Below are 26747 nucleotides of genomic sequence, written 5' to 3'. Positions count from 1 at the left end.
CCATGTGAAGGTTTTTGCCGCCTACCTGGCGCACGAGACGAACTCGTTCTCGCCGCTGCCGACAGACCTGGACAGCTTCCGCGAGCTGGGTATCCACCGCGCCGGCATGGACCCGGAAGCGGCCGGCAACCCGCTGAAGGTGGCGGCTGGTTTCTACGCCGAGGCGCGCCGTCGCGGCGACGACATAACCGTGGGCCTGTGCGCCCATGCCCAGCCCAGCCAGCCGACCCGCCAGGCCGATTACGAGCAGCTGCGCGATGCACTGCTGGACGACCTGCGTGGCGCGCTCGATGGCCTGGACATGGTGCTGCTGATGATGCACGGCTCCATGCTGGCCGAGGGCTGCGACGATTGCGAGGCCGACGTGCTGGCACACGTGAGGAACCTGGTTGGCCCCGACCTGCCGGTGGGCCTGCTGCTTGACCTGCACTGCAACATCAGCCCCGCCATGCTGCGCCACGCCACCGTCATCAAGGCCTGCAAGGAATACCCGCATACCGACTTCGATGCCCGCGCGCGTGAGCTCTACGACATCTGCGCGCGCGTGGTCACGGGCGATGCGCGACCGGTCATGGCGTTCCAGCCCCTGCCGATGTTCGGGCTGTTCCAGACCGCGCGGCAGCCGATGCGCGGCCTGGTCGACCACGCGCTGGCGCTGGAGCAGCAGCCAGGGGTCCTGTCGATCACACTGGCGCACGGCTTTCCGTGGTCCGATGTTGCCTACTCGGGTGCCGGTGTGATCGCCGTCACCGATAACGACCCCGTGCTCGCGGCCGAGATCGCCGCCGACACTGGCCGCACCTTTTTCGCGCAGCGCCAGGCCGGCCAGGTGCCGCTGGACGGCATCGACCCCTGCCTGGACCGCGCGCTGGCCGCGCCGCCCGGCACCGTGGTCATCGCCGACATGTCCGACAACCCCGGTGGCGGGGCCGGCTCGGATTCGACATTTATCCTTCAGCGCGTGCTGGAACGCGGCATCGGCAATTGCCTGTTCGCCTATTTCTGGGACCCGGCCGCGCTTGACGCCGCCTTCGCGGCCGGCGAAAGCGCCACGCTGGCGCTTGCCATTGGCGGCAAGGCCGGGCCGGACTCCGGCCAGCCGGTTGAACTCCAGGTAACCGTCCGCGCGCTACGCACCGAAGCGACCCAGGCCCACATCGCCGACGGCGAGCCCACCGCGCTGGGCCGCACCGCGCTGGTGTCCGGCGCCGGCGTCGACATCATCCTCAACGACATCCGCCAACAGCCGTTCACACCGGAGGGCCTGCAGGCCTGTGGCGCGCGGCCCTGGGACAAACGACTGGTGGTGGTCAAATCCAGCCACCATTTCCACGCCGGCTTCCACCAGCGTGCCGCGGCCATCATCCACTGCGACGCCCCCGGCCTGCTGAACGCCGACGCGCGCGCGCGGCCCTATACCGCCATCCGCCGCCCGGTCTGGCCACTCGACGACATCGACGAGACCGCCCTGCCCCCGGTGATGACATGCTGACCGCCGCCCTCATCATCGCCCTGGTGATCGCACTGGCCGCGCTGGGCGTGTCGCTGGCCTACGCGCTGGGCACGGCCGCAGTGGTGGCTTTCGTGGTGACCGATTCGCTGCCGTTTCTGGCCGCGGCGCCGCAGCGCATCTTCAGCCAGTTGGACGTGTTTGCGATCATGGCCATGCCACTGTTTATCCTTGCCGGCGAGTTGATGAACCGCGCCGGCATCACCCGCGCGCTGATTGATGTCGCCATGCTGATGCTGGCGCGGCTGCCGGGCGGCCTGGGGCACGTCAATATCATGACCTCGGTGTTTTTCGCCGGCATCAGCGGTTCGGCCACCGCCGACATCGCCGCCATGTCCAACACCTTCGTGCCGCAGATGGAAAAACGCGGCTACGACCGCCAGTACGCCGGCGCGGTGACCGCGGCCTCGTCGGTGATCGGGCCGATCATCCCGCCATCGATTGTGCTGATCCTGTACGGCGCCATCATGTCCACCGACGTGGCCGCGCTGTTCGCCGCCGGCGTGGTGCCGGGGCTGCTGCTGGCGGCCGCGCTGTTCGCCACCAACGCCTGGTACGCGCGCCGCGAGGGCCACCCCGGCGGCGCCGGCGAGGAACGCCCGCCGCTGGGCCCGACGCTGAAGAAAGGCGCGCCGGCGCTGCTGTTGCCGGTGATCATCCTCGGCGGCATCGTCTTCGGCATCGTCACGCCCATCGAGGCCGGGGCGCTGGCCTGCCTGGCCGCCGTGGTCATCGGCTTCGCCGGCAACGGCCTGACCTGGGCGTCGATCACCCAGGCGCTGCGGCGTACGGCCACTCTGACCGGCTCGATCTTCATGATCATCGCCGCGGCCTCGCTGCTCAGCTACCTGATCGTGCTGCACCAGGTGCCCGACGACCTGGCCACGCTGGTGGCCAATATCCACGTCGACGGCATCTGGTTCGTGCTGGTCATCATGCTGACCTTCCTGCTGCTGGGCATGGGTTTCGATTTCATGCTGGGCCTGACCGTGGTGGCGCCGCTGCTGGTGCCGATCGCCGTCATGCAGGGCGCCGACCCGGTGGCCATGGGCCTGCTGATCTGCCTGAACCTGTCCATCGGCCTGATCACCCCGCCGCTGGGCGGCGCCATCATGATGGTGGCCACCATCACCGGCGACGGCTACTGGGGCCTGTGCCGGCGGGTGCTGCCGTTCGTGCTGGCGGAACTGGCGGTGCTGTTGCTGATCGCGGTGTTCCCCGAAATCGCGCTGGCGCTGCCGCGCGCACTGGGGCTGTTGTGAAGCGGCGCGCGTTCATTGGCGGCCTGGGCGCGGCCGGCGGCGTGGCCCTCGCCGGCTTGCCGGCGCAACAGGCGCTGGCGTCGCTGGCCAGCGACACCAAGGTGGGCATGTCGCTGCCCGCCAACCTGGAACGCAACGGCGCCTACGTGTGGGTGAAGGTCTGCACCGACCACCTGCGCGCCGGCGGCATGAACGTGCGCGTCTACCCCAACAGCACCATCGGCGGCGAGCGCGAGCGCACCATCCAGGCGCAGCTGGGTTTGCTGGAAATCAATGTCACCGGCGGTGACGAAATCGGCCGCTGGTCGCCGATCGCCGCGGCCGGCTCGCGGCCGTTCCTGGTCGATTCCTACGACCACATGAACCGCATCATCGACGACACCGACTACCTGGCCACCATCACCGCCGACCTGGCGGCCGTGGACCTGGTCATGGTCGATTTCGTCTACGTGGCCTCCATGGTCGGCCTGTTCACGCGCGGCAAACCGGTGCGCCGCATCGAGGACCTGCGCTCGCTACGCCTGCGGGTGCTCAGCGAGGCCGACATGAACCTGTTGCGGGCCTGGCAGGTGCGCGGCGTGCAGGTGGCCTGGGAGGAAGTGGCGCAGGCGCTGCAGACCGGCATCGTCGACGCCTACCTGAACCCGCCCAATGTCGCGCCGATGTTCGGCCACGGCTCGGTGCTGGATTACTACACCAACCTGCGCATGGGCCCGGCGATGCGCGTTGTAGTGGCCTCCAAACCCTGGATGGACGCCCTGTCGCCGGCGCAGCGCGCACTGGTCAGGCAGGCCTTCGGCGCGGCCCGCGCCGCCAACCGCGCCTGGTCGGAGCAGATGCTTGAAGCCGACCACCAGGCGCTGGACAAGGCCGGCATCGAGTGGATCGAACTGGACGACGACGAACGCGCCACCTGGCTGGAGGCCAGCGCGCGCATCGCCCCCAGCCACTGGGAAACGCCCGCCGAGGCCGAGCGTTACCTGCGCTTCGTGGAATCCACCCGGCCCGAAGGAGCCCGCCCGTGAGGCGCCTGTCCGAATGGCTGGATCGTGGCGCCCGCTTCATCGCCACCTGGGGCCTGCTGCTGATGGCCGCGGCCATGCTGTTCCAGGTGGTCGCGCGCTACGGCCTGAACGAGCCACCGGCCTGGACCGAGGAACTGGCCCGCATCGCCATGCTCTGGGCCGGCCTGGCCGGCGCCACCACGGCGCTGCTGCGGCGCCGCGACCCGGTACTGGTGCGCTCGGAACACTTCGCCTCGCCACGCCTGCGCCGGGCCGCCCACTGGGTGCAATCGGTCGCCGTGATGCTGTTCTGTGGCGTGGTGCTGTGGGTCTCGCCGCCGTGGCTGGCGGTGCACGGCTGGCGCGTCACCGAGGCCCTCGGCCTGCCCAGTCAGTGGGTGGTAGCCATCGTGCCGCTGGCTTGCGCCATACTGATCATCCATGCGCTGACCCTGCTGGTCAGCGAGTCCGCTGCGGAGAACTCCGACAATGAATGACGCCCACCCCGCCCCGTCCCACAACCCGGCCTGGCCCTGGACCTGGCTGGCCCTGTGCCTGCTCGCGCTGGCGCTGATGTACGCCGGCACCGGCATTCACCGCATCGGCCCCGACCCGGACGCGCTGGACTTCGACACCGGCGCGGCGCTGGCCACGGTGCGCCAGCTGATCCCAGAGAACCGCCCCCACCCCACGGGCTCGGCCGAGAACCGCGCCGTCGCCGACCGGGTCGAGGCCGGGTTCCGCGCCGCCGGGCTGACGGTGGAGCGCCAGGCCACCGACCTGTGCACGGCCATGAGCCCGGGCTGTAGCCGGGTGGAAAACATCATCGCCACGCTGCCCGGAAGTGGCGGCGACAACGGCGAGCGCAACGTGCTACTGCTGCTGTCCCACTACGACAGCGTGCCGGCCTCGCCCGGCGCCGGTGACGACATTTCCGGCACCGCCGTGCTGCTGCGCGCGGCCCATGAGCTGGCCGCCGAGGGCCCGTGGCGCAACGACATCGTCTTCCTGGTCACCGATGCCGAGGAGACCGGCCTGCGCGGCGCCATGGCCTTTGTCGAGCAGCACCCGCTGGCCGAGCGTGTCGGCCTGGTCATCAACCTGGAAGCGCGCGGCGCCGCCGGTTCCAGCGCCCTGTTCGAGACCAGCACCGGCAACCACGCGCTGATCAGCGCCTATGCCGACGCGGTGGAACGCCCGGTCAGCAGCTCGCTGATGGTGGAGGTTTACCGGCGCATGCCCAACGGCACCGACCTGACCATTTTCATCGACGACGGCGTGCCGGCACTGAACTTCGCCTACACAGGCGCCGGCTCGCTGTACCACACCGAGCGCGACGACAGCGACCGCCTGTCACCCGGCAGCCTGGCCCACCATGGCGAGCAGATGCTGGCGCTGGCCCGCGCCTGGGCCAACGCCGACCTGGCCGAAGCCCGCGCCGACGGCGATGCTACCTATACCGACCTGTTCGGCCGCTGGGTAGTGGCCTGGCCACAGGGCTGGAACCTGCCGCTGGCGATCCTGGCCGTGCTGCTGACGGCGGTGCTGTGGTTGCGCAGCGAAGGCGGCGTGCTGGCCAAACTGGGCGCGCTGTCGCTGCCTCTACTGCTGCTGGTCGCACACCCGCTGCTGGGCGCCGTGCTGACCTTCCCCCTGGCCAAGTGGCCGGGCGCGCACCTGCTGGACCACCCCCAGCCGATGGCCGGAGACTGGTCGATCTTTATCGGCAGCGTGCTGCTGGCCCTGCTCGCCGGCACCCTGGCGGCCCGGCGCCTGTCACCCCGCGCCCTGCTCTACGGGGCCTGGTTCGTGTATGCCCTGCTGGCCCTGCTGCTGGCGTTAACCCTGCCGGGCGGCAGCTACATTGGCCTGCTGCCGCTGGCCGCCTTCCTGTTGCCGCTGGCGATCGAGTCGCTGCTGCGGCGCGGCCGCTATCCCCTGGCCAGCGCCCTGCTGGGCCTGGCCGCGGCCACCTACATGGCCATCTACCATTACGCCGTGCTGGAGGCGCTGGGCAGTTTCAACGCCAGTGCCATGCGCATGGCCGCGCTGGCGCTGTTCGCCATCGTCGCCATGCCGTTGCTGGCGGCGCGCCCCAAAACCGGCCTGAAGCTGCGTGGCCCGGTGCTGGCCACGCTGGCGTTGCTGCTGGTGGTCACCACGGTGGCCACCACCCGGCCAGTGGCCACGCCGGACCGGCCGCGCTGGGCCAACCTGGTCTACGACCTGGACGTGGACGCCAACGGCGTGGCCACGAACCCACAATGGCGCCTGAACACCTATGGCGTCACCGCGCACGCGGCCGCCAGCCTGATGGGCTTCACCGCCCCACCGGCCGCTGTCGACCTGCCCGGCACGCCGCGCCGGCCCATGTACACGAAGCCGGCCCCGTCACTGGCGCTGGACGCGCCGGCGCTGGACATCCGCTCGCAGCGACAGGATGGCGATACCCGCGTGATCGAGGCCACGCTGCGCGGCGCCCGTGACGGCTACCTGCTGGCGCTGGTGTTCGACACCCCGGCGGACCTGCTCGGCCTGGCCGCCAGCGGCGTGATGATGACCGGCCCGGACGGCCGCGGCATCGCCACCTTCAACGGTTTCGGCAATGACGGCATCGACGTCACGCTGACACTGCCGGCGGACCGTGATGTGAGCGCCACGCTGGTGGAGTTCTCTGCGCTCCCCGATACCCCGGAAGCCAGGGAAATGCTCGAAGCGCGCCCCGCCGATACCTCGCCGGTGCAGCGTGGCGACCACGCCGAAGTGCGCCGCCGGCTGGTCCTGTAGCGCCGGCTCGCCCTAAATCAAACTGGAACGTTGACGATGAACCCCTTCGACACGCCCTGGCGCATCCCCGCCGGCATCCAATCCCGCTCGATCTCGTTCGAGAACCCCACCGGCAAACGCGGTGCCGGCGGCCGCGCCGCCAGTCCGCTGGGCCCGGGCCGCAAGGGTGACCCGGTACGCCACGTACACGACGGCGAGACCGTGGTGCTGGCGGACATCCAGGGCCGCGGCACCATCCGCCACATCTGGATGACCCTGCACGACAAGCCGCAGCTGCTGCGCGGCTCGGTCATCCGTATCTATTGGGACGGCCATGACCAGCCCTCTGTGGATGTGCCGGTGGGCGAGTTTTTCGGCTTCGCCCACGGCCGTTGCAGCGGTTTCCAGTCGGCCCTGCACTCGGTCACCAGCACGCGTGGCATGAACAGCTGGCTACCGATGCCGTTCCGCAGCGCCGCGCGCATCGAATTCCACAACCGTTCCGGCGCGCGACTGCCGCTCTTCTACCAGGTCGATTACACGCTGGGCGATGACCATGGCGATGACGCCGGCACCCTGCACGCCAGCTTCAACCGCCAGAACCCGACCACGCCGGGCCGCGATTTCGAGATCCTGCCCGAACGCGCAGGCCGCATCCGCTACCTGGGCTGCGTGCTGGGCGTGCGCCCGCTCGACCCGCTGTGGTGGGGCGAAGGCGAGATGAAGGCGTACCTGGACGGCGATGACGAGTGGCCGACCATCTGCGGCACCGGCGCCGAGGACTATGTCGGCCAGGCCTGGGGCATCCAGGACGAGGCCTGCGCGCACCATGGCTGTAACTGGCGCGAGAACGACGATGAGGCCGACACCGGCCGCGTGTCGCTGTACCGCTGGCACCTGGCCGACCCCATCGTCTGCAGTGAGCGCATGAGGATCACCATCCAGCAGATCGGCCACCGGCCCACCTACCAGGCCCGCACCATCGACGACTACAAGGCCGAACTGTTCGAGCGCAGCGACGACTGGTCGGCGGCGGCGTTCTGGTACCAGCCCGGCCCCGCCGCCGTGCCGCCCTGCCCTCCGTCCGATGTGTTGCTGGCCGACCTGCCCGAACCCGCGCCCAGCGACAAGCCAACCAACCCCGACCCCGATGCCGATACTGAACCTGGCACGTGAGCACCGTATCCGACGCGGCCCGCGCCGCCATCGATGAGTTCCGCCGCCGCGAGCAGCGCCAGCCACCCCGTCTGCCCGGCGCGGACGACCATGACGGCTGGCGGGAACTGCAGGCCTTTGTCGAAGATGCCATGACGCCGCGCATCGAGGCCGCCCTGGCCGCGCACGACGTCGACGTCGAACCGGCCGACATCGCCGACATGCCCGCGCTGCGGCTGCGCCCCAGGGTAGCCCGGCCGCGGCGGTTGCCACTGGTGTTCCTGCATGGCGGCGGCTACACCAGCTACTCGGCCCGCTCCGCGCTTCCGGGCACCCTGGCGCTGGCCACCGCGCTGCAGCGCGAGGTGCTGGTCCCGGACTACACGCTGGCGCCGGCCTCGCGCGTCGCCCAGACCGTGCCGGCCGTGAGCGGAGCACTGCGCGCGATCATGGCCGAGCGCGGCCCGTTCCACCTGGCCGGCGATTCGGCCGGTGGCGGGCTGGCCGTCGCCGCCACGCTGGCCATGATTCGCGCCGGCGGCCCGCGCCCGGAGACCGTGACGGTGTTCTCGCCCTGGACCGACCTGGCCGGCAATGGCGACAGCCACCGCGACCCGGATATCAACGACCCGCTGCTGCGCTGGGACGGCATGCTGGACCGCTGCGCCGCCGCCTATGCCGGCGACGACCCGTCGCACCCCGATGCCTCGCCGGTCAATGCCGACTTCAGCGGCGGGTTCCCCGACACCCTGGTCATCTGTGGCAGCCGCGAGATCCTGCTGTCCGACAGCCAGCGCCTGCACCAGCGCCTGCGCGGTGCCGGCCAGCGCTCACAGCTGCAGGTTTTCGACGGGCTTTACCACGCCTTCCCGGTGGTTACGCCGGACATTCCGGAGGCCGCGCAGACCCGGCAAAGGATGCGAAACTTCATTCAACACGGCGCATGACATCTGGGTATCATCAGGCGATGAAACGGACAATCGACAGGCTCACCCGAGCACGCTCACTGCCGGCCCTGCTACTGGCGCTGGCCGCCTTCACGCAACCGGCCTATGCCGAACCCGGAGACGCCCGCCTGTGGTACGACGAGCCCGCCAGCGAGTGGATCGAGGCCCTGCCCGTCGGCAACGGCCGCCTGGGCGCCATGGTCTTCGGCGGCGTCACCACCGAGCGCCTGCAGCTGAACGAGGACACACTGTGGGCCGGCGGCCCGTACAACCCGGCCAACCCGAAGGCGCGTGCCGCGTTGCCGGAAATACGCCGCCTGATGGCGAAGGGCGACTACGGCAAGGCCCAGGCGCTGGTCGACGAGGCCTTCATGTCCGTGCCGCTGCGCCAGCCGTCCTACCAGACCGTCGGTAGCCTGTTCATTTCCATGGCCCCCAGCGAGTACGCGTTTGAGTACGAGCGCGAGCTGGATCTCGACACCGCCATCGCCACCACCCGTTTCCAGGTGGGCGGTAACCAGATCGTCCGCCAGGTGCTGTCCAGCCCGGTGGATGACGTCATCGTCGTGCGCATCGAGTCGACCAAGGTGGACGACCCCGAGGAGCCCGGCTGGCTGGGCTTTTCACTGGGCTTCCAGACGCCGATGCCGGCCCGCGCGCAGACGCTGGGCAATGACACCCTGGTGCTGGAAGGCCGCAACGAGGCCATGTTTGGCATCGACAGCGCGCTCACCTACCAGGCACTGGTCAAGGTCATCGCCGACAACGCCGACGCCCAGATCAGCGCCACCGGCCAGCAACTGCACGTGGCCAACACCTCGGCGGTGACCATCGTCATCGCCGCCGCCACCAGCTACAAGCGCTTTGATGATGTCAGCGGCAACCCGCGCACGCGCACCACCGCCGCCGTGACCGCCGCCAGCAAGCGCAGCTGGGACGATATCCGCAAGGACCATGTCGCCGAGCACCAGCGGCTGTTCCGCCGTGCCCGGCTCGAACTGCCGCGCACCGATCGCGCCGACCTGCCCACCGACGAGCGCATCGCCGGCTATGCCGATGGCGGCGACGAGGCGCTGGCCGCGCTGTACTTCGACTACGGCCGCTACCTGCTGATCTCCAGCTCGCGCCCCGGCACCCAGCCCGCCAACCTGCAGGGCATCTGGAACGCCTCGACCACGCCGCCGTGGGGCTCGAAATACACCATCAACATCAACACCGAGATGAACTACTGGCCGGCCCAGCCCACGGCACTGCCCGAGCTGGCCGAGCCGCTGCACCGCATGGTGGGCGAGATTGCCGAGCGCGGCGCCGTGTTTGCCCGCGAGCACTACGGCACCGGCGGCTGGGTGACCCATCACAATATCGATTTGTGGCGCGCCACCGGCCCCATCGACGGCGCGTTCTGGGGCATGTGGCCCACCGGCGGCGCCTGGCTGAGCACGCACCTGTGGGAGCACTACCTGTATGGCGGCGACCTGGAATTCCTGGCCCGCGCGTACCCGATTTTCAAAGGCGCCTCGCAGTTCTTCATCGAGAACCTGCAGCCGGTCGAGGACGGCCTGTACCTGGCCACCGGCCCCAGCAATTCGCCGGAAAACGCCCACCACGACGGCGTCTCGCTTGCGCTGGGCCCGGCCATGGACAACCAGGTCCTGCGCGACCTGTTCGCACAGACCGCGGCCGCCGCAAGCCTGCTGAAGCTGGACCCCGAATTCGCCGCGAAAGTGCTGGAAACCCGCGCGAAACTCGCCCCGGACCGCGTCGGCGCCGACGGCCAGCTGCAGGAATGGCGCGACGACTGGGACAGCGACGCACCGGAGCCGGACCACCGCCACGTCTCGCACCTGTACGCGGTGCAGCCCGGCGCGCAGATCACCCCGCGCGGCACCCCGGAACTGGCCGACGCCGCCCGCGTCACGCTGGATCGCCGCGGCGACATCACCACCGGCTGGGCCATTGCCTGGCGCATCAACCTGTGGGCGCGGCTGTTGGATGGCGACCGCGCGCACGGCATCCTGAAGCTGCTGCTCAGCCCCGAGCGCAGCTACCCGAACCTGTTCGACGCCCACCCGCCGTTCCAGATCGACGGCAACTTCGGCGGCGTCTCGGCCATCACCGAGATGCTGATGCAGAGCCACGTCCGCCTGAACCCCGACGACCCCGCCGGCAGCGACCTGGGCTTCGAAATCGAATTGCTGCCCGCCCTGCCCTCGGCCTGGCCCGACGGCAAAATCACCGGCCTGCGCGCACGCGGCGGCTTCGATGTCGACCTCGAATGGACCGGCGGCTGCCTGGCCAGCGTCACGCTGACCTCCCGCCTGGGCAAGCCCACCCGCCTGCGCTACGGCGAAACCACCCACCCGCTCACCCTGGAGAAAGGCCAGTCCACGACGTGGACCCCCGAAACCTGTCACGGGTGACGGGTGACGGGTGACGCGTGACGCGTGACGCGTGACGGGCTAGTCAATTAACGGGTCGGGTGTCGCACAAGTGGTGGCGGGTTGCGTTAACCCGGCACCTTCGGCGGCATGGATGCCGCCGATGAGCGATACAGGGATGTACTCGAGCGCGTGCCGGGTTAGCGCAACCCGCCACCACTTCCCGCGACACACCCACCCTGTTAATTAATTAACTGTTCAGTTAATATGCGGCCATGAACCGCAGACCACGACAGCGCGGCCGGCCCGCGGACGCTGAGAATGAGGACCGCCGCGCCGATTTACTGGACGAGGCCGAGCGGCAGTTCGCCGAGCAGGGTTATGCCGCCACCTCCGTGCGCAGCATCGCCGAGGCCGCCGGGGTCACGCCGGCGATGGTGCATTATTACTTTGGCAGCAAGCGCGAACTGCTGACCGCCGTACTGGACCGTGTACTGCAGCCGCTGATGGAAAAAATGGCCGCGCTCAAGGCCGCGCCAGAACCGGCCCTGGACCCGGTCATCGAGGCGCTGGCCTCGACAATGGCCGCCCACCCCGCCCTGCCACGCCTGGTCACCCGCGAGGCGCTGTTACCCGGCGGCGAACTCGCCGATCACTTTGCCGAACACTATGCCCCCCGGCTGGGCGGGCTGCTGCCCGGGCTCATCGCCCGGGGGCAGTCGGAGGGCCGCCTGTCGGACCGCCACGACCCGCGCCACCTGGCGCTGTTCCTGATTGGCCTCAGCATGTTCCCGTTCATCGCCCGCCCGCTGGCGGAACCGGTCCTGGGCCTCGACTACGACAAGGACGGCGGCGCCGGCCTTGCCCGCGAAATCGTGGCCATTTTCCAACGAGCGATCCAACCATGAGTCATCGACACCCGCACAGCCGCTGCCGTAGCGCCATCACCCGCCTGGCCACCCTGCTGGCCACACTGGCCGCCGGCCTGGCACTGGCTGCCTGCCAGGACGAGGGCCAGGCCACCCACATGGTCGGCACGCTGGAGCGCGACCGCATCGAAATGACCGTCGAGACCACCGAGCCGATCGCCGAGATCGCCGTCGCCGACGGCCAGGTCGTGACGACAGGCGAACTGCTGCTGCGCCAGGACGACCGCCGCTACCAGGCCCGCCTGGCCCAGGCCGAGGCACAACGCGACCAGGCCGCCGGCCGCCTGGCGGAACTGCGCCGCGGCCCGCGCGAGGAGACCATCAAGGAGGCCCAGGCCAACCTGCTGGCGGTCCAGGCCCAGGTCACCAACTCGCAATCCGAGTATGAGCGCGAAAAAACCATCTTCGAGAAGGGCCTCAGCGGCCAGGCCGCCGTGGACCGGCGCAAGAACCTGCTCGACGCCGACCTGGCGCAGGAAAAAGCCGTGCGCGAGGAGCTGGCCAGCCTGCTCAACGGCACCACCGTCGAGGAACTGGAGCAGGCCGAAGCCGCCCACCGCGCCGCCCAGGCGGCGGTCGAACAGGCCCGCGTGGACCTGTCGCGCCTGGCCCTGTACGCGCCGTCGCCGGCGCGCGTCGACAAGGTCTGGTGGGAGGTGGGCGAGCGCCCCACGCCGGGCCAGGCCGTGGCCGTGCTGATGGATAACGCCCGCGTCTACGCGCGCATCTACGTGCCCGAGCACCAGAAGGCCGCGGTCAGCGTCGGCGACAGCCTGAACGTGCAACTCGACGGCCATGCCCAGACGCTGCGCGGCACCGTCAGCTGGGTCTCGGCCGACGCCACGTTCACGCCGTATTTCGCACTCACTGAGTACGACCGCTCGCGGGTGTCCTACCTGGCCGAGGTCAAACTCGACGATGCCCACGACCTGCCCTCCGGCCTGCCGCTGGAAGCCTGGCCGGACTGAGCCCCGCGATGAGCGATTCGTCCGACACGGCCGCGTCCGACGCCCCCGCGATCGTCACCCGCGGGCTCTCGAAGGACTTTGGCGACGTGCACGCCGTGGTCGACGTCGACCTGGCCATCCCCAGGGCGCGCATTTTCGGTTTCCTGGGCCCGAACGGCTCCGGCAAGACCACCTGCATCCGCATGATGTGCGGCCTGCTCACGCCCACCCGCGGCGACATCAGCGTACTGGGCATGAAGGTGCCGGAGCAGGCCGAAGCACTGCGCCGCAAGGTCGGCTACATGACGCAGAAGTTTTCGCTCTACACCGACCTGACCATCGCCGAGAACCTGGATTTCATCGCCGGTGTCTACAACATGAACCGCGCCACCCGCCGCCAGCGCATCGAGGAAGTGACCGAGCGGTACCGGCTGGAGAGCTACTTCAACAAGCGCGCCGGCGCCATCAGCGGCGGCCAGCAGCAGCGCCTGGCGCTGGCCTGCGCCATGCTGCACGAGCCGGAGCTGCTGTTCCTGGACGAGCCCACCAGCGCCGTTGACCCGGAGAACCGCCGCGCCTTCTGGGAGTCGCTGTTCGACCTGGTGGAGGACAACACCACCATCCTGGTGTCCACGCACTACATGGACGAGGCCGAGCGCTGCCACGCGCTGGCCATCCTCGACCGCGGCCGGCTGGTGGCCCACGGTAGCCCGGCGCAGCTGGGCCGCGACATCGACGCCGCCATCGTGCTGCTGGACACCGACCAGCCCCGTCGCGCCGGCAAGCTGCTGCACACGCACGACTGGGTGCGCAGCGTGGCCCAGGTGGGCAACCGCCTGCGCGTGCTGGTCCAACGCGACCACCCCGACCCGGCCGGCTCGGTGGGCCGCGTGGTGCGCGACGCGGGCCTGGCCGTGCGCCGCTGCGAACCGGGCGAGGCCAGCCTGGAAGACGTGTTCGTGGCCGCCACCCTGGACCCGGCCGCCGGGGCGCCGGAATGAAGCGCCTGCAACGCATCCTGGCCATCGCCGCCAAGGAGGTCCGGCAGCTGCGCCGCGACCGCATCACCTTCGGCATGATCGTCGGCATCCCGGTGATGCAGCTGCTGCTGTTCGGCTACGCCATCAACATGGACGTGCGCGACCTGGCCGCCGGCGTCGCCGACATGGCCGGCACCGCGGCCTCGCGCCGCTACGTCATGGACATGTCGCAGACCCAGGTGCTGGAGTTCCGCCACCAGGCCGCCTCGGCCCAGGAACTGGAGGACCTGATGCGCCGCGGCGAAATCACCGTCGGCCTGTACATCCCGCCGGACTTCGACCGCCGCCTGGAAGACCCCAGCCGCGCCGCCGCCCAAGTGCTGGTGGACGGCTCCGACACCGTGGTCGGCGGCGCGGTCAGCCAGCTCGCCGGCGGCGCCCGCACCTCGCCCTACACCGACCGCCCACCGGACCTGGAAGTGCGCACCTTCTACAACCCCGAGCGGCGCTCGGCCGTGAATACCGTGCCCGGCCTGATCGGCGTGATCCTGACCATGACGATGACGCTGTTCACCGCTGTTGCCATCGTCCGCGAGCGCGAACGCGGCAACCTCGAACTGCTGATCACCACGCCGATTCGCACCAACGAACTGATGCTGGCCAAGATCCTGCCCTACATCGTCATCGGCCTGGTGCAGGTGACGCTGATCCTGGTGCTGGGCGCGTGGCTGTTCCGCGTGCCCATGAACGGCACGCTGCTGGACGTCTACGTGGTTTCGCTGCTGTTCATCATCGCCAACCTGGCGCTGGGCCTGATGATCTCGACGCTGGCCAGCAACCAGTTCCAGGCCATGCAGCTGACCTTCTTCATCCTGCTGCCATCGATCCTGCTGTCAGGCTTCATGTTCCCCTTCGAAGGCATGCCAACGGCCGCCCAGTGGATCGCCGAAGTCCTCCCCATGACCCACTTCATGCGCCTGATCCGCGGCGTCATCCTGCGCGGCGCCAACCTCGCCGACCTCGCCCCCGAGCTATGGGCGCTCGGCGCCTTCATCGCCATCGCGATGACGGTGGCTGTATTGCGCTTCAACAAGCGCCTGGACTAGGTGACGCGTTACGCGTGACGCGTGACGGGCGAGCAGACAACTGGAAGGGGTGCCGCAGGGCGTGGTGGCGGGTTATGTTGACACGGCACCTTCGGCGGCAAGGATGCCGCCGATGAGCGATACAGGGATGTACTTGAGCGAGTGCCGGGTCAACATAACCCGCCACCACGCCCCGCGACACGCTACCCCGCGATGATCTGGTCCGCCACCCGAAGTCGGTTCGCCATGACCGCCATGATGTGCAGCGCGAAATCAGGGTTATCACGCACGATGCGCCGGAAGTTCTCGCGGTCCACGCGCGCCACGCGGGTCTTTTTCAGCGCTACGGCCGTGGCACTGCGGCGGGCGTTGTTGATCAGCGCCATTTCGCCAATCACACCGCCCTCAATCTCGGCGCCCAGCGGCTCCCCACGCAGCGTGACTTCCACTTCGCCGGACAGGATGACGAACATGTAGTCCGCCTCGTCGAGTTCATGAAAAAGCTGTGACTTTTTCTTGAATTCGACAACGTCGTCCCAGTCGCTGAAATAGTTGAGCAGGTCCATTGTTATTGTGCCCCTTGCGGCCCTTCGCCGTCTTGTTGAGATGCCGGTTTCAGTATAAATCAACTTTGTCGATATAATCGGTGCCCCGCACACAACCACGCAAAGGCGCATGTCAGACAACGAAACGCCACGCGAAGTCATGGAGTACGACATCATCATCGTCGGCGCCGGCCCGGCCGGCCTGGCCTGCGCATTACGAATGCGCCAGCTGAACGACGAGCTGATGGTGGCCGTCATCGAGAAATCGTCGGAAATCGGCGCCCACATTCTTTCCGGCGCGGTCATCGAAACGGCCCCGCTGGACGATCTGCTGCCCGGCTGGCGTGACAACCCGCCGCCGATCTGCGTGGACGCCACCGAGGACGAATTCTGGTACCTGACAAAGGACGGCGGCCGCAAGCTGCCCACGCCGCCGCAGCAGAACAACCATGGCAACGTCATCGTCTCCCTCGGCGCCACCTGCGCCTGGCTGGCCGAGCATGCCGAAGCCGCCGGAGTGGACATTTTCCCCGGCTACGCCGCCGCCGGCATCCACTACAACGACGACGGCTCGGTGGGTGGTGTCATCATCGGCGACATGGGCGTGGCCCGCGATGGCTCGCACAAGGACACCTACATGCAGGGCATCGAGATCCACGCCCCGGTGACGGTGCTGGGCGAGGGCTGCCGCGGGCATCTGAGCAAGCAGCTGATCAAGAAGTTCGGCCTGGACGCGGAGTCCGACCCGCAGACCTACGGCATCGGCATGAAGGAGCTGTGGAAGGTGCAGCCCGGCAAGTCACAGCCCGGCAAGATCCAGCACAGCGTCGGCTGGCCGCTGGACCCGGCCACCTACGGCGGCAGCTTCGTCTACCACCTGGACGACGACCGCATCGCCGTGGGTTTCGTCTGCGGCCTGGACTACGAAGACCCCGAGTTCCAGCCCTGGGAGGCGTTCCAGCAGTTCAAAAACCACCCCAAGATCAAGGATCTTCTGGAAGGCGGCGAGATCATCTCCAGCGGCGCCCGCGCCCTGGTCGAGGGCGGCATCCAGTCGCTGCCGAAGGTCGAGATGCCCGGCGCGCTGCTGATCGGCGACGCCGCCGGCCTGCTGAACGTGCCCAAGATCAAGGGCACCCACCAGGCCATGCGCTCCGGCATGCTGGCCGCCGAGCACCTGCACGCCACGAAGGCCGCCGACGGCTTCGACGCCAAGCTGCGCGATTCCGAGGTCGCCACCGAGCTGCACAAGGTCCGCAACATTCGCCCCGGCTTCAACAAGGGCCTGTGGCGCGGCCTGATCACCGCCGCCATCGAGACCGTCACCGGCGGCAAACTGCCGCGCACACTGAAAAACCATGCCGACCACTCGGCGCTGGAGAAAGTCGCCGACTACCAGGCGCCCGACCGCGAATGGGTCGACCGCGACCTGCCCCCGCGCGACCGCCTGGCCTCGGTTTACTTCGCCGCCACCGAGCACGACGAAGACCAGCCCATCCACCTGCAGATCCTGGAACCCGACGTCTGCGTGGAAAAATGCGGCGACGAGTACGACCACCCCTGCACCCGCTTCTGCCCCGCCAACGTCTACGAATGGATCGCCGACGACGGCCCGGGCCACCTGCAGATCAACTCGGCCAACTGCGTCCACTGCAAAACCTGCGACATCAAGGATCCATACCAGGTCATCAACTGGGTCACACCCGAAGGCGGCGCGGGGCCGAACTACCAGAACCTGTGAGTGACGGGTGACGGGTGACGGGTGACGGGTGACGGGTGACGGGTGACGGGTGACGGGTAGAATAGCTGCGTATGCGAATCGTTGAAGAAATCAAAGCGGCTGTCGTGGCACTTTCTGATCAGGAGCTGAAAGAATTTCGTTCCAGGCTGGCAAAGCATGACGACAAGTGCTGGGACGACCAAATCGAGCATGATGCAATGACTGGTAAGTTTGATCCCTTGGCGAAGGAAGCGATCGCCGATCACAGCCGTTACAAAAGCGCTTGATTTTAGGTTCAGCCGTGAACGCGATGGAACTCGACGGACTCAAAGCCAAAATCCAGTACGACGCCGAGCTTGGGCAGTTCCGGGGCGAAATACTTGGGCTGAACGGTAGCGCCGATTTCTATGGCAACTCCCAAGAAGCGTTACGACGCGAGTTTCGGCACTCACTGGAAGTCTTCAAGGAAGTGTGCCGGGAAAACAACATTCCGCCACTCCAAAGTTAATAGAGAACGTTGGTCGAATGAGCGCAAACTACACACTCATGCTCTTGGTAATCGCGCCGTGCTTCCTGATGGGCATTATCATGCAAGCCATGGCCGCTAACCGGGGCCTCAGCCGCCCCGCCTGGTTCGTTCTGGGCTTCATCCCCTTCGTGAACCTCGTCGCCCTGATCCTGCTGGCTTTAAAGCCCACCCGGCAGAAGACAACGCCACAGTAACGCGCCACCCCCACAAGCAACTAAACTACTCACCACTCACTACTCACTACTCACCACTCACCGAAAGGCTCCAACAGAACATGAAAATCCTCGTAGGCATAAAACGTGTCGTGGACTACAACGTCCGCGTCCGCGTGCGCTCCGATGGCAGCGGCGTCGAAACCGACGGCGTGAAGATGAGCATCAATCCCTTCGATGAAATCGCGCTGGAAGAAGCGCTGCGGATCAAGGAAGCGGGCAACGCCGAGGAGGTCATCGTGGCCTCAATTGGCGATGCGGCCTGCGAGCAGCAACTGCGCACGGGTCTCGCCATGGGCGCCGACCGCGCCATCCGCGTCGACCACACCGGCCTGCTGCAGCCGCTGAGCGTGGCGAAGGCTTTCTTAGGACTGGCCGAGCGCGAGGAACCCGGCCTGGTGATCCTGGGCAAGCAGGCGATTGACGACGACAACAACCAGACCGGCCAGATGCTGGCCGCGCTGTGGGGCCGTCCGCAGGCCACTTTCGCGTCGAAGATCGTGCTGGACGGCGGCAGCGCCACCGTCACCCGCGAGGTCGACGCCGGCCTGGAGACCATCGCCGTCGACCTGCCCGCCGTCATCACCACCGACCTGCGCCTGAACGAGCCGCGCTTCGTCAAGCTGCCGGACATCATGAAGGCCAAGCGCAAGCCGCTGGACGTGGTGCCCATCGACGACCTGGGCGCCAAGAGAGATGAGCTTGCCGGGCACGATCTCGCCTACGGCAGCTTCGCACCGCCACCCAAGCGCGAGCGCGGCATCATGGTCGAAGACACCGCCGCCCTGGTGGCGGAACTCAAGAATCGCGGACTGCTGTAAGGAGCCGGACATGAGCAAAATCCTGATCATCGCCGAACACGACGGCGACACCCTGAACCCCGGCACCGCGAAGGCCGTCAGCTGCGCCAAGGCCATCACCGAAAGCGCCGGCGGCGACATCGACATCCTGGTGCTGGGCGACAACATCGCCGACGTGGCCAGCCAGGCCGCCGCCATCGACGGCGTGGCCACCGTCCACGCCACCAGCGCAGCGCACCTGGCCGCACCGCTGGCCGCCAACTGGGCCGCCGAGATCGCGGCCGCCGCCGAAGGCTACAGCCACGTGCTGGCTCCCAGCTCCACCTTCGGCAAGGACGTGCTGCCCCGCGCCGCCGCCCTGCTGGGCGTGAACATGGTCAGCGACATCGCCAGCGTCGACGGCGAGCGCAGCTTCAAGCGCCCGGTCTACGCCGGCAACGCCATCGCCGAAGTCAGCGTCCCGGACGGCGACACCGTCGTCGCCACCGCCCGCACGGCATCCTGGCCCGCAGCAACGGAAGGCGGCAACGCGACCATCAATGAACGCCCCGCAGAAACGGAAGACGCCGGCCACACAAGATATGTCGGCCTGGAATCCGGAGGCGGCGACCGCCCCGACCTGCAGACGGCAAGAATCGTCCTGTCAGGCGGCCGCGCCTTCGGCAGCGCCGAAAACTTCGAGCAGCTCTACACCGTGGCCGACAAGCTGAAAGCGGGCGTCGGCGCCAGCCGCGCCGCGGTCGACGCCGGCTATGTGCCCAACGACATGCAGGTGGGCCAGACCGGCAAGATCATCGCGCCGGAACTGTACATGGCCTTCGGCATCTCCGGTGCCATCCAGCACATCACCGGCATCAAGGACGCCGGCACCATCGTCGCCGTCAACAAGGACGCCGACGCGCCCATCTTCGAAATCGCCGACATCGGCCTGGTGGCCGACCTGTTCAAGGTACTGCCCGAGCTCGAGCAGCAACTCGGCTAAAGGAATACGAATGACCGATAGCGCCGCCGGCCAAAACATGACGCTCTGGCACCCCCACCCCGACGACATCCCGAACACCCGCCTGGCCCAGTTCCAGGCGGAGCTCGGCCGCCGCCGCGGCAAGGGCTACGACAGCTACGCCGAACTGCACGCCGACACCGTGGCCGACCCGGTCACCTTCTGGCGCCTGGTCTGGGAGTCCTTCGACGTCATCGGCGAAGAAGGCCACGACGCCCTCATCAACGCCGACCAGATGCCCGGCGCCCAGTGGTTCCCACAAGCCAGACTGAACTTCGCCGAAAACCTGCTCCGCTACACCGACGACCGCCCGGCCATAAAATTCCGCGCCGAAACCGGCCAGGAACGCACCCTGACCTACGCCGAGCTGTACAACGAAGTGGCCAGGGTCGCCCACGCCCTGCGCCAGCACGGCATCCAGCCCGGCGACCGCGTCGCCGGCTTCCTGCCCAACCTGCCGGAAACCATCATCGCCATGCTCGCCGCCACCAGCCTGGGCGCGACCTGGAGTTCCTGCAGCCCCGACTTCGGCACCGCCGGCGTGGTGGACAGACTCGGCCAGGTCGAGCCCAGAATCCTGTTCTGCGTGGACAGCTACGCCTACGGCGGCAAGACCCACGACTGCCTGGCCCGCGTCGAGGAGATCATCAAAGCCATCCCCAGCATTGAGAAGGTCGTGGTCGCGCCCTACCTGCAGCCCGAACCCGGCACCGGCCGCATCGACAAGGCCGTCACCTGGCAGGCCTTCACCGACAACGACGCCACCACCATCGAATACCGCCGCCTGCCCTTCGACCACCCGCTGTACATCCTGTACTCCAGCGGCACCACGGGCGTGCCCAAGTGCATCACCCACGGCGCCGGCGGGACACTGCTGCAACACCTGAAAGAACTCGGCCTGCACACCGACCTCACCCGCGACGACAGGTTGTTCTACTTCACCACCTGCGGCTGGATGATGTGGAACTGGATGGCCAGCGGCCTGGCGCTGGGCTGCACCCTGGTGCTGTTCGAAGGCTCGCCCTTCCACCCCGGCCCAGAAGCCCTCTGGGACCTGGCCGACGACTTCGACGTCACCGTCTTCGGCACCGGTGCCAAGGCCATCAGCGCCTGGGAAAAAGCCGGCACGACGCCCCGTGAAACCCACAAACTGACCAACCTGAAAGCCATCCTCTCAACCGGCTCAGTGCTGGCCCCCGAAGGCTTCGACTACGTCTACCGCGATATCAAAGAGGACGTCAGGCTGTCCTCGATCTCCGGCGGCACCGACATCGTGAGTTGCTTCGCGCTCGGCTGCCCCACCCTGCCCGTGCACCGCGGCGAGCTGCAGTGCCTGGGGCTAGGCATGGACGTCAAGATCCGCGACGAAAACGGCAAGATTTTAGGTAACAACGAAATCGGCGAACTCTGCTGCGACACGCCATTTCCGAGCATGCCCGTCAAATTCTGGAACGACCCCGACAACAGCAAATACAAAGCCGCCTACTTCGAGACATTTCCGGGCACCTGGGCCCACGGCGACTTCGCCAAGATCACCCCCCACCAGGGCATGATCATCTACGGCCGCTCCGACGCCACCCTAAACCCCGGCGGCGTCCGCATCGGCACCGCCGAAATCTACCGCCAGGTCGAAAAACTCCCCGAAGTCCTCGAATCCATCTGCGTCGGCCAGGACTGGGAAGACGACGTCCGCGTGGTGCTGTTCGTGCGCCTGCGCGACAACCTGGTGCTAGACGATGAACTGCGCGACCGGATCCGCAAGACGATCCGCGCGAACACCACGCCCCGCCACGTACCAGCGGTGATTGTGCAGGTGGCGGATATTCCGCGTACGGTGAGCGGGAAGATTACTGAGCTCGCCGTCCGTGACGTGATTCATGGGCGGGAGGTTAAAAATCTGGAGGCTTTGGCTAATCCGGAGGCCTTGGAGCGTTTTAGCGGCTTGATCGAGCTAGAAACTTAGTGATTGAGCTAAAAGCACACTGTATTGCGTTGTTACATTTGACTGTATCTAAAAGACTAGTCGCTCTGGCCCAGGCCCTTACTGTTGTGCATAAATGAAAATCTGACTAGTTAAGACAGTTCACAACTAGAACTCAATCAGTCGATTGGGCGGTTCAGTAAATCAATTTGGCCGATTTCAGTCGGGCAGAAGTTACGTTGGGGAAAGGGGAACGATGGATCAGTATCTGATTTGGGCGACATTCATTGCTGCCAGCTTGGCATTTTTGTTTTCCATCGCCACAGTCGTCCTTTCAGGAAGACCCAATAAAAATCTTAGCCGGGAGGTTCGTGAAGAATTGCGAACGGGGCGAGAGGAGTCAAGGTCGGCAGGCAAAGAACTTAGAGAAGAAGTTAGCCGCCTTATTCAATCTGCATCAACCAATTCGATCGACACACTCAATAAGGCATTTGAGCATCAATTGGCGCAGCTGTCTGCCATGACACAGCAATTGAAAGAACTCGAGAAAACAAATCGTGAGTCGCTCGATAACGTGCGTTCGAATCTGGATCGCCGAGTAATTCAGTTACAAGAAAACAATGAAGCCAAGATCGGAAAGTTCCAAGACTCTATGTCCGACGGCCTCAAGCAAAACCGAACCATGCTCTCTGATTCAATTGAAAAACTGTCAAATACTCAGAAATCTCAGCTTGAATCAGTTGCTAAAGAACTTAGGCAATTAAGCGACTCCAATCAGCAATCGTTAGATCGGATCAGGCAAACTTTTGATGAAAGAGTAGTGCAGCTTCAGTCAAGCAATGAAAAGAAACTTGATGAAATGCGAAATACTGTCGATGAGAAATTGCATGACACTCTCGAGAAGCGTTTAGGCGAGTCGTTCAAGCTCGTCAGCAACCAACTTGATGCTGTTCATAAAGGGCTGGGTGAAATGCAGTCACTTGCAACCGGTGTAGGTGATCTCAAAAGAGTACTCACAAACGTCAAAGCGCGCGGAACTTGGGCAGAAGTCCAACTTGGCAGCATCCTCGAACAAGTACTAACTTCGGAACAGTTTGAGAAAAACGTTTGCACGAAACCCAATACCACTGAGCGAGTTGAATTTGCGGTGAGGTTACCAGGCCCTAAAGACGATCCTGCTCGAGTAGTTTATTTGCCTATTGACTCTAAGTTTCCCCAAGAGGACTACGCTCGACTTCAAGATGCATCTGAAAAATCCGATCCAATTCTAGTGCAAACAGCGACAGATGCCCTAATGCGATCAATCAAGTCCTCCGCAAAAGAAATCCACGATAAGTACATCAATCCACCGGAGACGACTGATTTCGCAATAATGTTTCTTGCAACTGAAGGACTCTATGCTGAAGTGCTTAGACAGCCAGCTTTAGTTGAGGACCTTCAACAAAATTTTCGAATTGTTGTTGCTGGCCCAACAACCCTTGTCGCCATCCTTAGTAGTTTGCGGGTTGGATTCCAGACGCTTGCAATTGAGAAACGTGCTTCGGAAGTTTGGCGAGTACTTGCTGCCGTCAAAACTGAGTTTGGAAAGTTTGGGGGCGTACTAGCAAAAGTTAAGAAACAACTAAATACCGCCAGTAAGACAATTGACCAAACTGAAGTCAGAACCAGAGCAATGGAACGAAAGCTGAGAGAAGTTGAGCATTTGCCTACCGAAGAAGCGAATGAAATTCTGGCGCTGGACGATTCAAAAGAAGATGCTGGATCCGCAGAAGACGAAACTGAGGATCAACCGTCTTAATCCAAATTCCTATTCGGAAGCTTGGAGCTCTTCAAATAACGTAAGGGGGAAACATGAGAATTAAGTCTATTGGCATAAAGGGATTTAGGGGCTACTCCGAACCAATCGAAATCAAGTTTTCCGATCTCTTGGTTCTTGTCGGAAAGAATGACATTGGAAAGTCTACGATTCTTGAAGCGCTAGACATCTTTTTTAATGAGGGCAAGGGAAGTGTCAAATTAGACAAAGAGGACATAAACAAATCCAATCTTGCTAATGGGGATGACTGTGTCGAAATTTCTGTTGAATTTGAATCGCTTCCCAAATCGATCATCATCGACAGTTCAAACGAGACATCCCTTTCGGATGAATACTTGTTAAGTTCGACCGGAACGCTTTGGGTAGTCAAGAAATATCCGAAAGCTGGGAAAGAAAAAGTTTTTATCAGGTCCAATCACCCCACTGCTAAAAACAGTAGCGACCTTCTATTAAAAAAGAACACTGAGCTAAAAAAAATTCTCAAGGAACAAGGATTAGAGTGCGTCGATAAGTCGAAAAACTCTGAATTGCGAAAGTCAATATGGTCTGGGCAAGGTGATCTAGAACTACGGGAAATTGAAATTGAGGTAGCGAAAATTGATGCAAAGAATATTTGGGAGCAATTAAAAAACTACATGCCAATGTTTACGCTGTTCCAGGCTGACAGAAAGAACAGTGACGGAGACAGCGAAATCCAGGATCCAATGAAAATTGCCGTACGGGAAATCCTTGGCAACCCCTCAATTCAATCAAATCTCAAAGAAGTCGCGGAGGAAGTAAAGCGCCACTTAGATCATGTTGCCGACCAAACCCTAGTGAAATTAAAGGAACTGAATCCCGAAATTGCATCATCTCTAACCCCTCAGATTCCTGAATCAGAATCGCTGAAGTGGGCAGATGTCTTTCGAAGCGTGGCCATCGCTGGTGATGAAGACATACCAATCAACAAGCGCGGAAGCGGAGTTAAGAGATTGATCCTGGTGAGCTTCTTTAGAGCCGACGCTGAAAGAAGACAGCGAGAAGCAAACTTACCGAGCGTGGTCTACGCAATCGAAGAACCAGAAACATCGCAACATCCCGGGCACCAAAGGGCATTGATCTCCGCATTGAAAACCCTGTCCAAAGCTAAAAACACACAGATAATCCTTACCACGCATAGCCCTGAGATCGTAAAACAGTTGGATTTTGAAAACATCTTGCTGATTGCCGGACAAAGCCCTGAACGTATTCAAAGCGTTGAAGAGAGCGAACTTCCATACCCCAGTCTAAATGAAGTGAATTTTGCTGCCTTCGATGAGTCCACTTTCGAGTACCACAATGAGTTATATGGATTTATAGAAGCAGAGGGGAAGCTCGCCGAGTTTAAGGGGGGCAAAACGACGATGCTTTACCACAGACAAAATCGAGATGGGACAACGACACAACAACAGATAATCCAAACCGAATACATTCGGCATCAAATTCACCACCCTGAAAACGAAGCAAACGCACGATTCACGGACCACGACCTACGTCAATCGATTCAGGAAATGCGAGCGTTTATACAAACAAATATGCAGAACCGGCCCGTACAGTAGCTTTTATTAATGTCTAATCAACTACTTGAAGAACAGAAGTTCGCAGCGAGAAATTTTTCGCGTATAAGTAAAGTAATTCCTAGACGACTCGCAATTCGTGAAGACAATATCAGCGCTCAGCTCGCCAAAGCAAAGACCAGTCCAAGACGGAAGCTGGAAACGCTTTATACATTGATGGACGAACTGTTCCAGACCGTATTACCACTCACGCCATGCAGAAATCGCTGCAGCTCTTGCTGCCATTATGAGGTCAATATCACCGAAATTGAGATTGCCCACATTGAAATTCATTCGAAAAGAAAGCGGTCAAAAGTAGTGGGGCCGAAAGTCAATTTTCACGGCACCGCTTGCCCCTTTCTGGAAAATGGATCGTGTTCGATCTATGAAGCTCGGCCTTTTACTTGTCGTAAACATCTTGCATTAACTAAATCGAACTTCTGGTGCGATCCAGTCCGTAGCAATTTAGAAAAGTTCCCGCTTATTCAGTTTTCGGGTTTTGAAAATGCTTTTAATCTCATTAGAAGTGAGAGCAAGTCATATGACTCAGTAGACATTCGCCAAGTGTTTAAAAGGAATGCGACCGGTTAGCGACGTTTGGTATTTCAGTTTCAGGGAACTGAGTTTTTATCGTCTCTCTTTTCTCCATTTCCTACGTCAGGCAGAACATCTCTTAATCACCTTCATTTTGACAATTGAACGCCATTATCAAGTTTTGAGAACTCAGTGCCGTACGGTACTGAAGCCAACGTAGCTATCTCAAATAGCTCTCCAGGCATTGAAGCGATAAATAACCTAAATGATAGTGAGGTGTTCATGGCACGAACTAGCACAAGCCAAATACGGCAAAAAATGCGCCAGGCGCAACGTCAAGCGGAGCAAAAGCTCAGGCATAGGGCTCGGCAAACCGAACAGAAACTTCAACGTGAACTGGACAAGGTAATCCGCGAAAACAAGAGAAAAGTAGATGCCTACAACCGCCGGGTGGACGCTCATAACAAGAAGGTAATATCCAACCACAACGCAAACGTCCACCGGGTTAATACGCACAACCAGAAGGTTATAGCGGATCTGAATCGCCAGCTGCGGTCTGGGCACCGCGGGGTTCGTTACACTGAATCTGAACAACGCCTCGCCGACCGTGTACATACAGCCGTCGGTCTGCTGGACCCAAGGGAGTACGACTCTTTTCTCAGCTACGCCCGTATTGATGGGAGTGAAATCGCATCAGAACTTCGAAGAGAATTAGAGGCGCTTGGAGTCGCAGTTTGGTTCGACGAAGTGGCAATAGCACCCGGACGTAGTCAGTCTCTCCAGATGGATTCAGGTTTGCGAAAAGCAAGGTCGGGTATTGCGTTGCTCACACCAGCCTATCTCACAGGTCGTTTTTGGACAGAGAGAGAACTCGGTGCCTTGTTAAGCAAAAATATTCTGATTCCTGTCCTTCATAACGTTTCATTCGACGATGTGAAACAGTACAGCGGTATCTTGCCCGACCTTGCTGGGTTCACTACAACGCAAGACACGGTCAAAGATATTGCTAAAAAGATTGCTGCTGCAGTCGTACTCAATTGACCCTGAGTGATCAGCCTTATAAAGGCACGTTCTATTGCAACTTGGTTCTAGTAAATGGCGCATCAAATTTATTTTAGTGCCCAAGAAACGAC

General features: G+C 63.6%; 24 protein-coding genes. 23 read left to right on the top strand and 1 reads right to left on the bottom strand.

All coding sequences use genetic code 11. The features are described from left to right. The first annotated feature begins 4 nt into the window (after positions 1-4). The 12 genes from F3N42_RS15175 (at position 5) to F3N42_RS15120 (ending at position 14984) form a co-directional block, all read left to right on the top strand. Entirely contained in the window at positions 5-1492 is a 1488-nt protein-coding gene (locus F3N42_RS15175) for a M81 family metallopeptidase (RefSeq protein WP_191621472.1), read from the top strand. Next, entirely contained in the window at positions 1486-2772 is a 1287-nt protein-coding gene (locus F3N42_RS15170; protein ID WP_150865665.1) for a TRAP transporter large permease, read from the top strand. Before F3N42_RS15175 ends, F3N42_RS15170 begins: the two co-directional genes overlap by 7 nt. Continuing rightward, the gene (locus tag F3N42_RS15165; RefSeq protein WP_150865662.1) at positions 2769-3797 is read left to right on the top strand and encodes a TRAP transporter substrate-binding protein; all 1029 of its coding nucleotides are present in this window, start codon (positions 2769-2771) and stop codon (positions 3795-3797) included. The genes F3N42_RS15170 and F3N42_RS15165 overlap by 4 nt, the downstream gene beginning before the upstream one ends. Next, positions 3794-4273 (top strand): TRAP transporter small permease, encoded by a 480-nt coding sequence (locus F3N42_RS15160; protein ID WP_150865659.1) that lies wholly within the window; start codon positions 3794-3796, stop codon positions 4271-4273. The genes F3N42_RS15165 and F3N42_RS15160 overlap by 4 nt, the downstream gene beginning before the upstream one ends. Continuing rightward, complete coding sequence (locus tag F3N42_RS15155; protein WP_150865656.1) at positions 4266-6563, top strand: M20/M25/M40 family metallo-hydrolase; 2298 nt, start codon at positions 4266-4268, stop codon at positions 6561-6563. Before F3N42_RS15160 ends, F3N42_RS15155 begins: the two co-directional genes overlap by 8 nt. A 36-nt stretch (positions 6564-6599) precedes the next feature. Then, positions 6600-7718, top strand: coding sequence for a glycoside hydrolase family 172 protein (locus F3N42_RS15150; protein WP_150865653.1), 1119 nt, complete (start codon positions 6600-6602; stop codon positions 7716-7718). Then, the gene (locus F3N42_RS15145; protein WP_150865650.1) at positions 7715-8644 is read left to right on the top strand and encodes an alpha/beta hydrolase fold domain-containing protein; all 930 of its coding nucleotides are present in this window, start codon (positions 7715-7717) and stop codon (positions 8642-8644) included. The genes F3N42_RS15150 and F3N42_RS15145 overlap by 4 nt, the downstream gene beginning before the upstream one ends. 20 nt (positions 8645-8664) lie before the next feature. Beyond that, positions 8665-11064: a glycoside hydrolase family 95 protein gene (locus tag F3N42_RS15140; protein WP_191621471.1), complete on the top strand. Its 2400-nt coding sequence runs from the start codon at positions 8665-8667 to the stop codon at positions 11062-11064. A gap of 233 nt (positions 11065-11297) precedes the next feature. Beyond that, positions 11298-11930 (top strand): TetR/AcrR family transcriptional regulator, encoded by a 633-nt coding sequence (locus F3N42_RS15135; protein ID WP_150865644.1) that lies wholly within the window; start codon positions 11298-11300, stop codon positions 11928-11930. Then, the gene (locus F3N42_RS15130; protein WP_150865642.1) at positions 11927-12919 is read left to right on the top strand and encodes an HlyD family secretion protein; all 993 of its coding nucleotides are present in this window, start codon (positions 11927-11929) and stop codon (positions 12917-12919) included. The genes F3N42_RS15135 and F3N42_RS15130 overlap by 4 nt, the downstream gene beginning before the upstream one ends. Positions 12920-12927: 8 nt before the next feature. Continuing rightward, on the top strand, positions 12928-13899 hold the full coding sequence (locus F3N42_RS15125) for an ABC transporter ATP-binding protein (RefSeq protein WP_224784976.1): 972 nt from the start codon (positions 12928-12930) through the stop codon (positions 13897-13899). Further along, positions 13896-14984, top strand: a complete 1089-nt coding sequence (locus F3N42_RS15120; protein WP_150865639.1) for an ABC transporter permease — start codon at positions 13896-13898, stop codon at positions 14982-14984. The genes F3N42_RS15125 and F3N42_RS15120 overlap by 4 nt, the downstream gene beginning before the upstream one ends. 182 nt (positions 14985-15166) lie before the next feature. On the opposite strand, the gene F3N42_RS15115 is transcribed toward F3N42_RS15120, so the two are convergent. Further along, the gene (locus F3N42_RS15115) at positions 15167-15529 is read right to left on the bottom strand and encodes a Crp/Fnr family transcriptional regulator (RefSeq protein ID WP_191621470.1); all 363 of its coding nucleotides are present in this window, start codon (positions 15527-15529) and stop codon (positions 15167-15169) included. Positions 15530-15638: 109 nt separating this feature from the next. Here F3N42_RS15115 and F3N42_RS15110 point away from each other — a divergent pair, with 109 nt between their 5' ends. The 11 genes from F3N42_RS15110 to F3N42_RS15060 all read left to right on the top strand — a co-directional run bounded on the left by F3N42_RS15110 (position 15639) and on the right by F3N42_RS15060 (position 26655). After that, positions 15639-17249: an electron transfer flavoprotein-ubiquinone oxidoreductase gene (locus F3N42_RS15110; RefSeq protein ID WP_150865633.1), complete on the top strand. Its 1611-nt coding sequence runs from the start codon at positions 15639-15641 to the stop codon at positions 17247-17249. Positions 17250-17320: 71 nt separating this feature from the next. Next, on the top strand, positions 17321-17515 hold the full coding sequence (locus F3N42_RS15105) for a hypothetical protein (RefSeq protein ID WP_150865631.1): 195 nt from the start codon (positions 17321-17323) through the stop codon (positions 17513-17515). 14 nt (positions 17516-17529) lie between these two features. Next, entirely contained in the window at positions 17530-17736 is a 207-nt protein-coding gene (locus tag F3N42_RS15100) for a type II toxin-antitoxin system HicB family antitoxin (protein ID WP_150865628.1), read from the top strand. Positions 17737-17753: 17 nt separating this feature from the next. Beyond that, entirely contained in the window at positions 17754-17951 is a 198-nt protein-coding gene (locus F3N42_RS15095; protein WP_150865625.1) for a hypothetical protein, read from the top strand. An 80-nt stretch (positions 17952-18031) separates the two neighbouring features. Beyond that, positions 18032-18790, top strand: coding sequence for an electron transfer flavoprotein subunit beta/FixA family protein (locus F3N42_RS15090; protein WP_150865622.1), 759 nt, complete (start codon positions 18032-18034; stop codon positions 18788-18790). A gap of 10 nt (positions 18791-18800) precedes the next feature. Continuing rightward, a complete protein-coding gene (locus F3N42_RS15085) occupies positions 18801-19751 on the top strand; it encodes an electron transfer flavoprotein subunit alpha/FixB family protein (RefSeq protein WP_150865619.1) in 951 nt (316 codons plus the stop codon). 10 nt (positions 19752-19761) lie between these two features. Beyond that, positions 19762-21732 carry an acetoacetate--CoA ligase gene (locus tag F3N42_RS15080; RefSeq protein ID WP_224784975.1) on the top strand — a complete coding sequence of 657 codons (1971 nt, stop codon included), beginning with the start codon at positions 19762-19764 and terminating at the stop codon, positions 21730-21732. Positions 21733-21946: 214 nt separating this feature from the next. Beyond that, positions 21947-23488 carry a DNA recombination protein RmuC gene (gene rmuC, locus F3N42_RS15075; RefSeq protein WP_150865616.1) on the top strand — a complete coding sequence of 514 codons (1542 nt, stop codon included), beginning with the start codon at positions 21947-21949 and terminating at the stop codon, positions 23486-23488. A 53-nt stretch (positions 23489-23541) separates the two neighbouring features. Next, positions 23542-25083, top strand: a complete 1542-nt coding sequence (locus tag F3N42_RS15070) for an ATP-binding protein (protein ID WP_150865613.1) — start codon at positions 23542-23544, stop codon at positions 25081-25083. Positions 25084-25092: 9 nt separating this feature from the next. After that, positions 25093-25671: a YkgJ family cysteine cluster protein gene (locus tag F3N42_RS15065; RefSeq protein ID WP_150865610.1), complete on the top strand. Its 579-nt coding sequence runs from the start codon at positions 25093-25095 to the stop codon at positions 25669-25671. Positions 25672-25806: 135 nt separating this feature from the next. After that, positions 25807-26655, top strand: a complete 849-nt coding sequence (locus F3N42_RS15060; protein ID WP_191621469.1) for a TIR domain-containing protein — start codon at positions 25807-25809, stop codon at positions 26653-26655. Positions 26656-26747 lie beyond the last annotated feature (92 nt).

It is taken from the genome of Marinihelvus fidelis (assembly GCF_008725655.1).
Lineage (GTDB): Bacteria > Pseudomonadota > Gammaproteobacteria > Xanthomonadales > SZUA-36 > Marinihelvus > Marinihelvus fidelis.
This window is presented reverse-complemented; position numbering and strand designations above follow the sequence as displayed.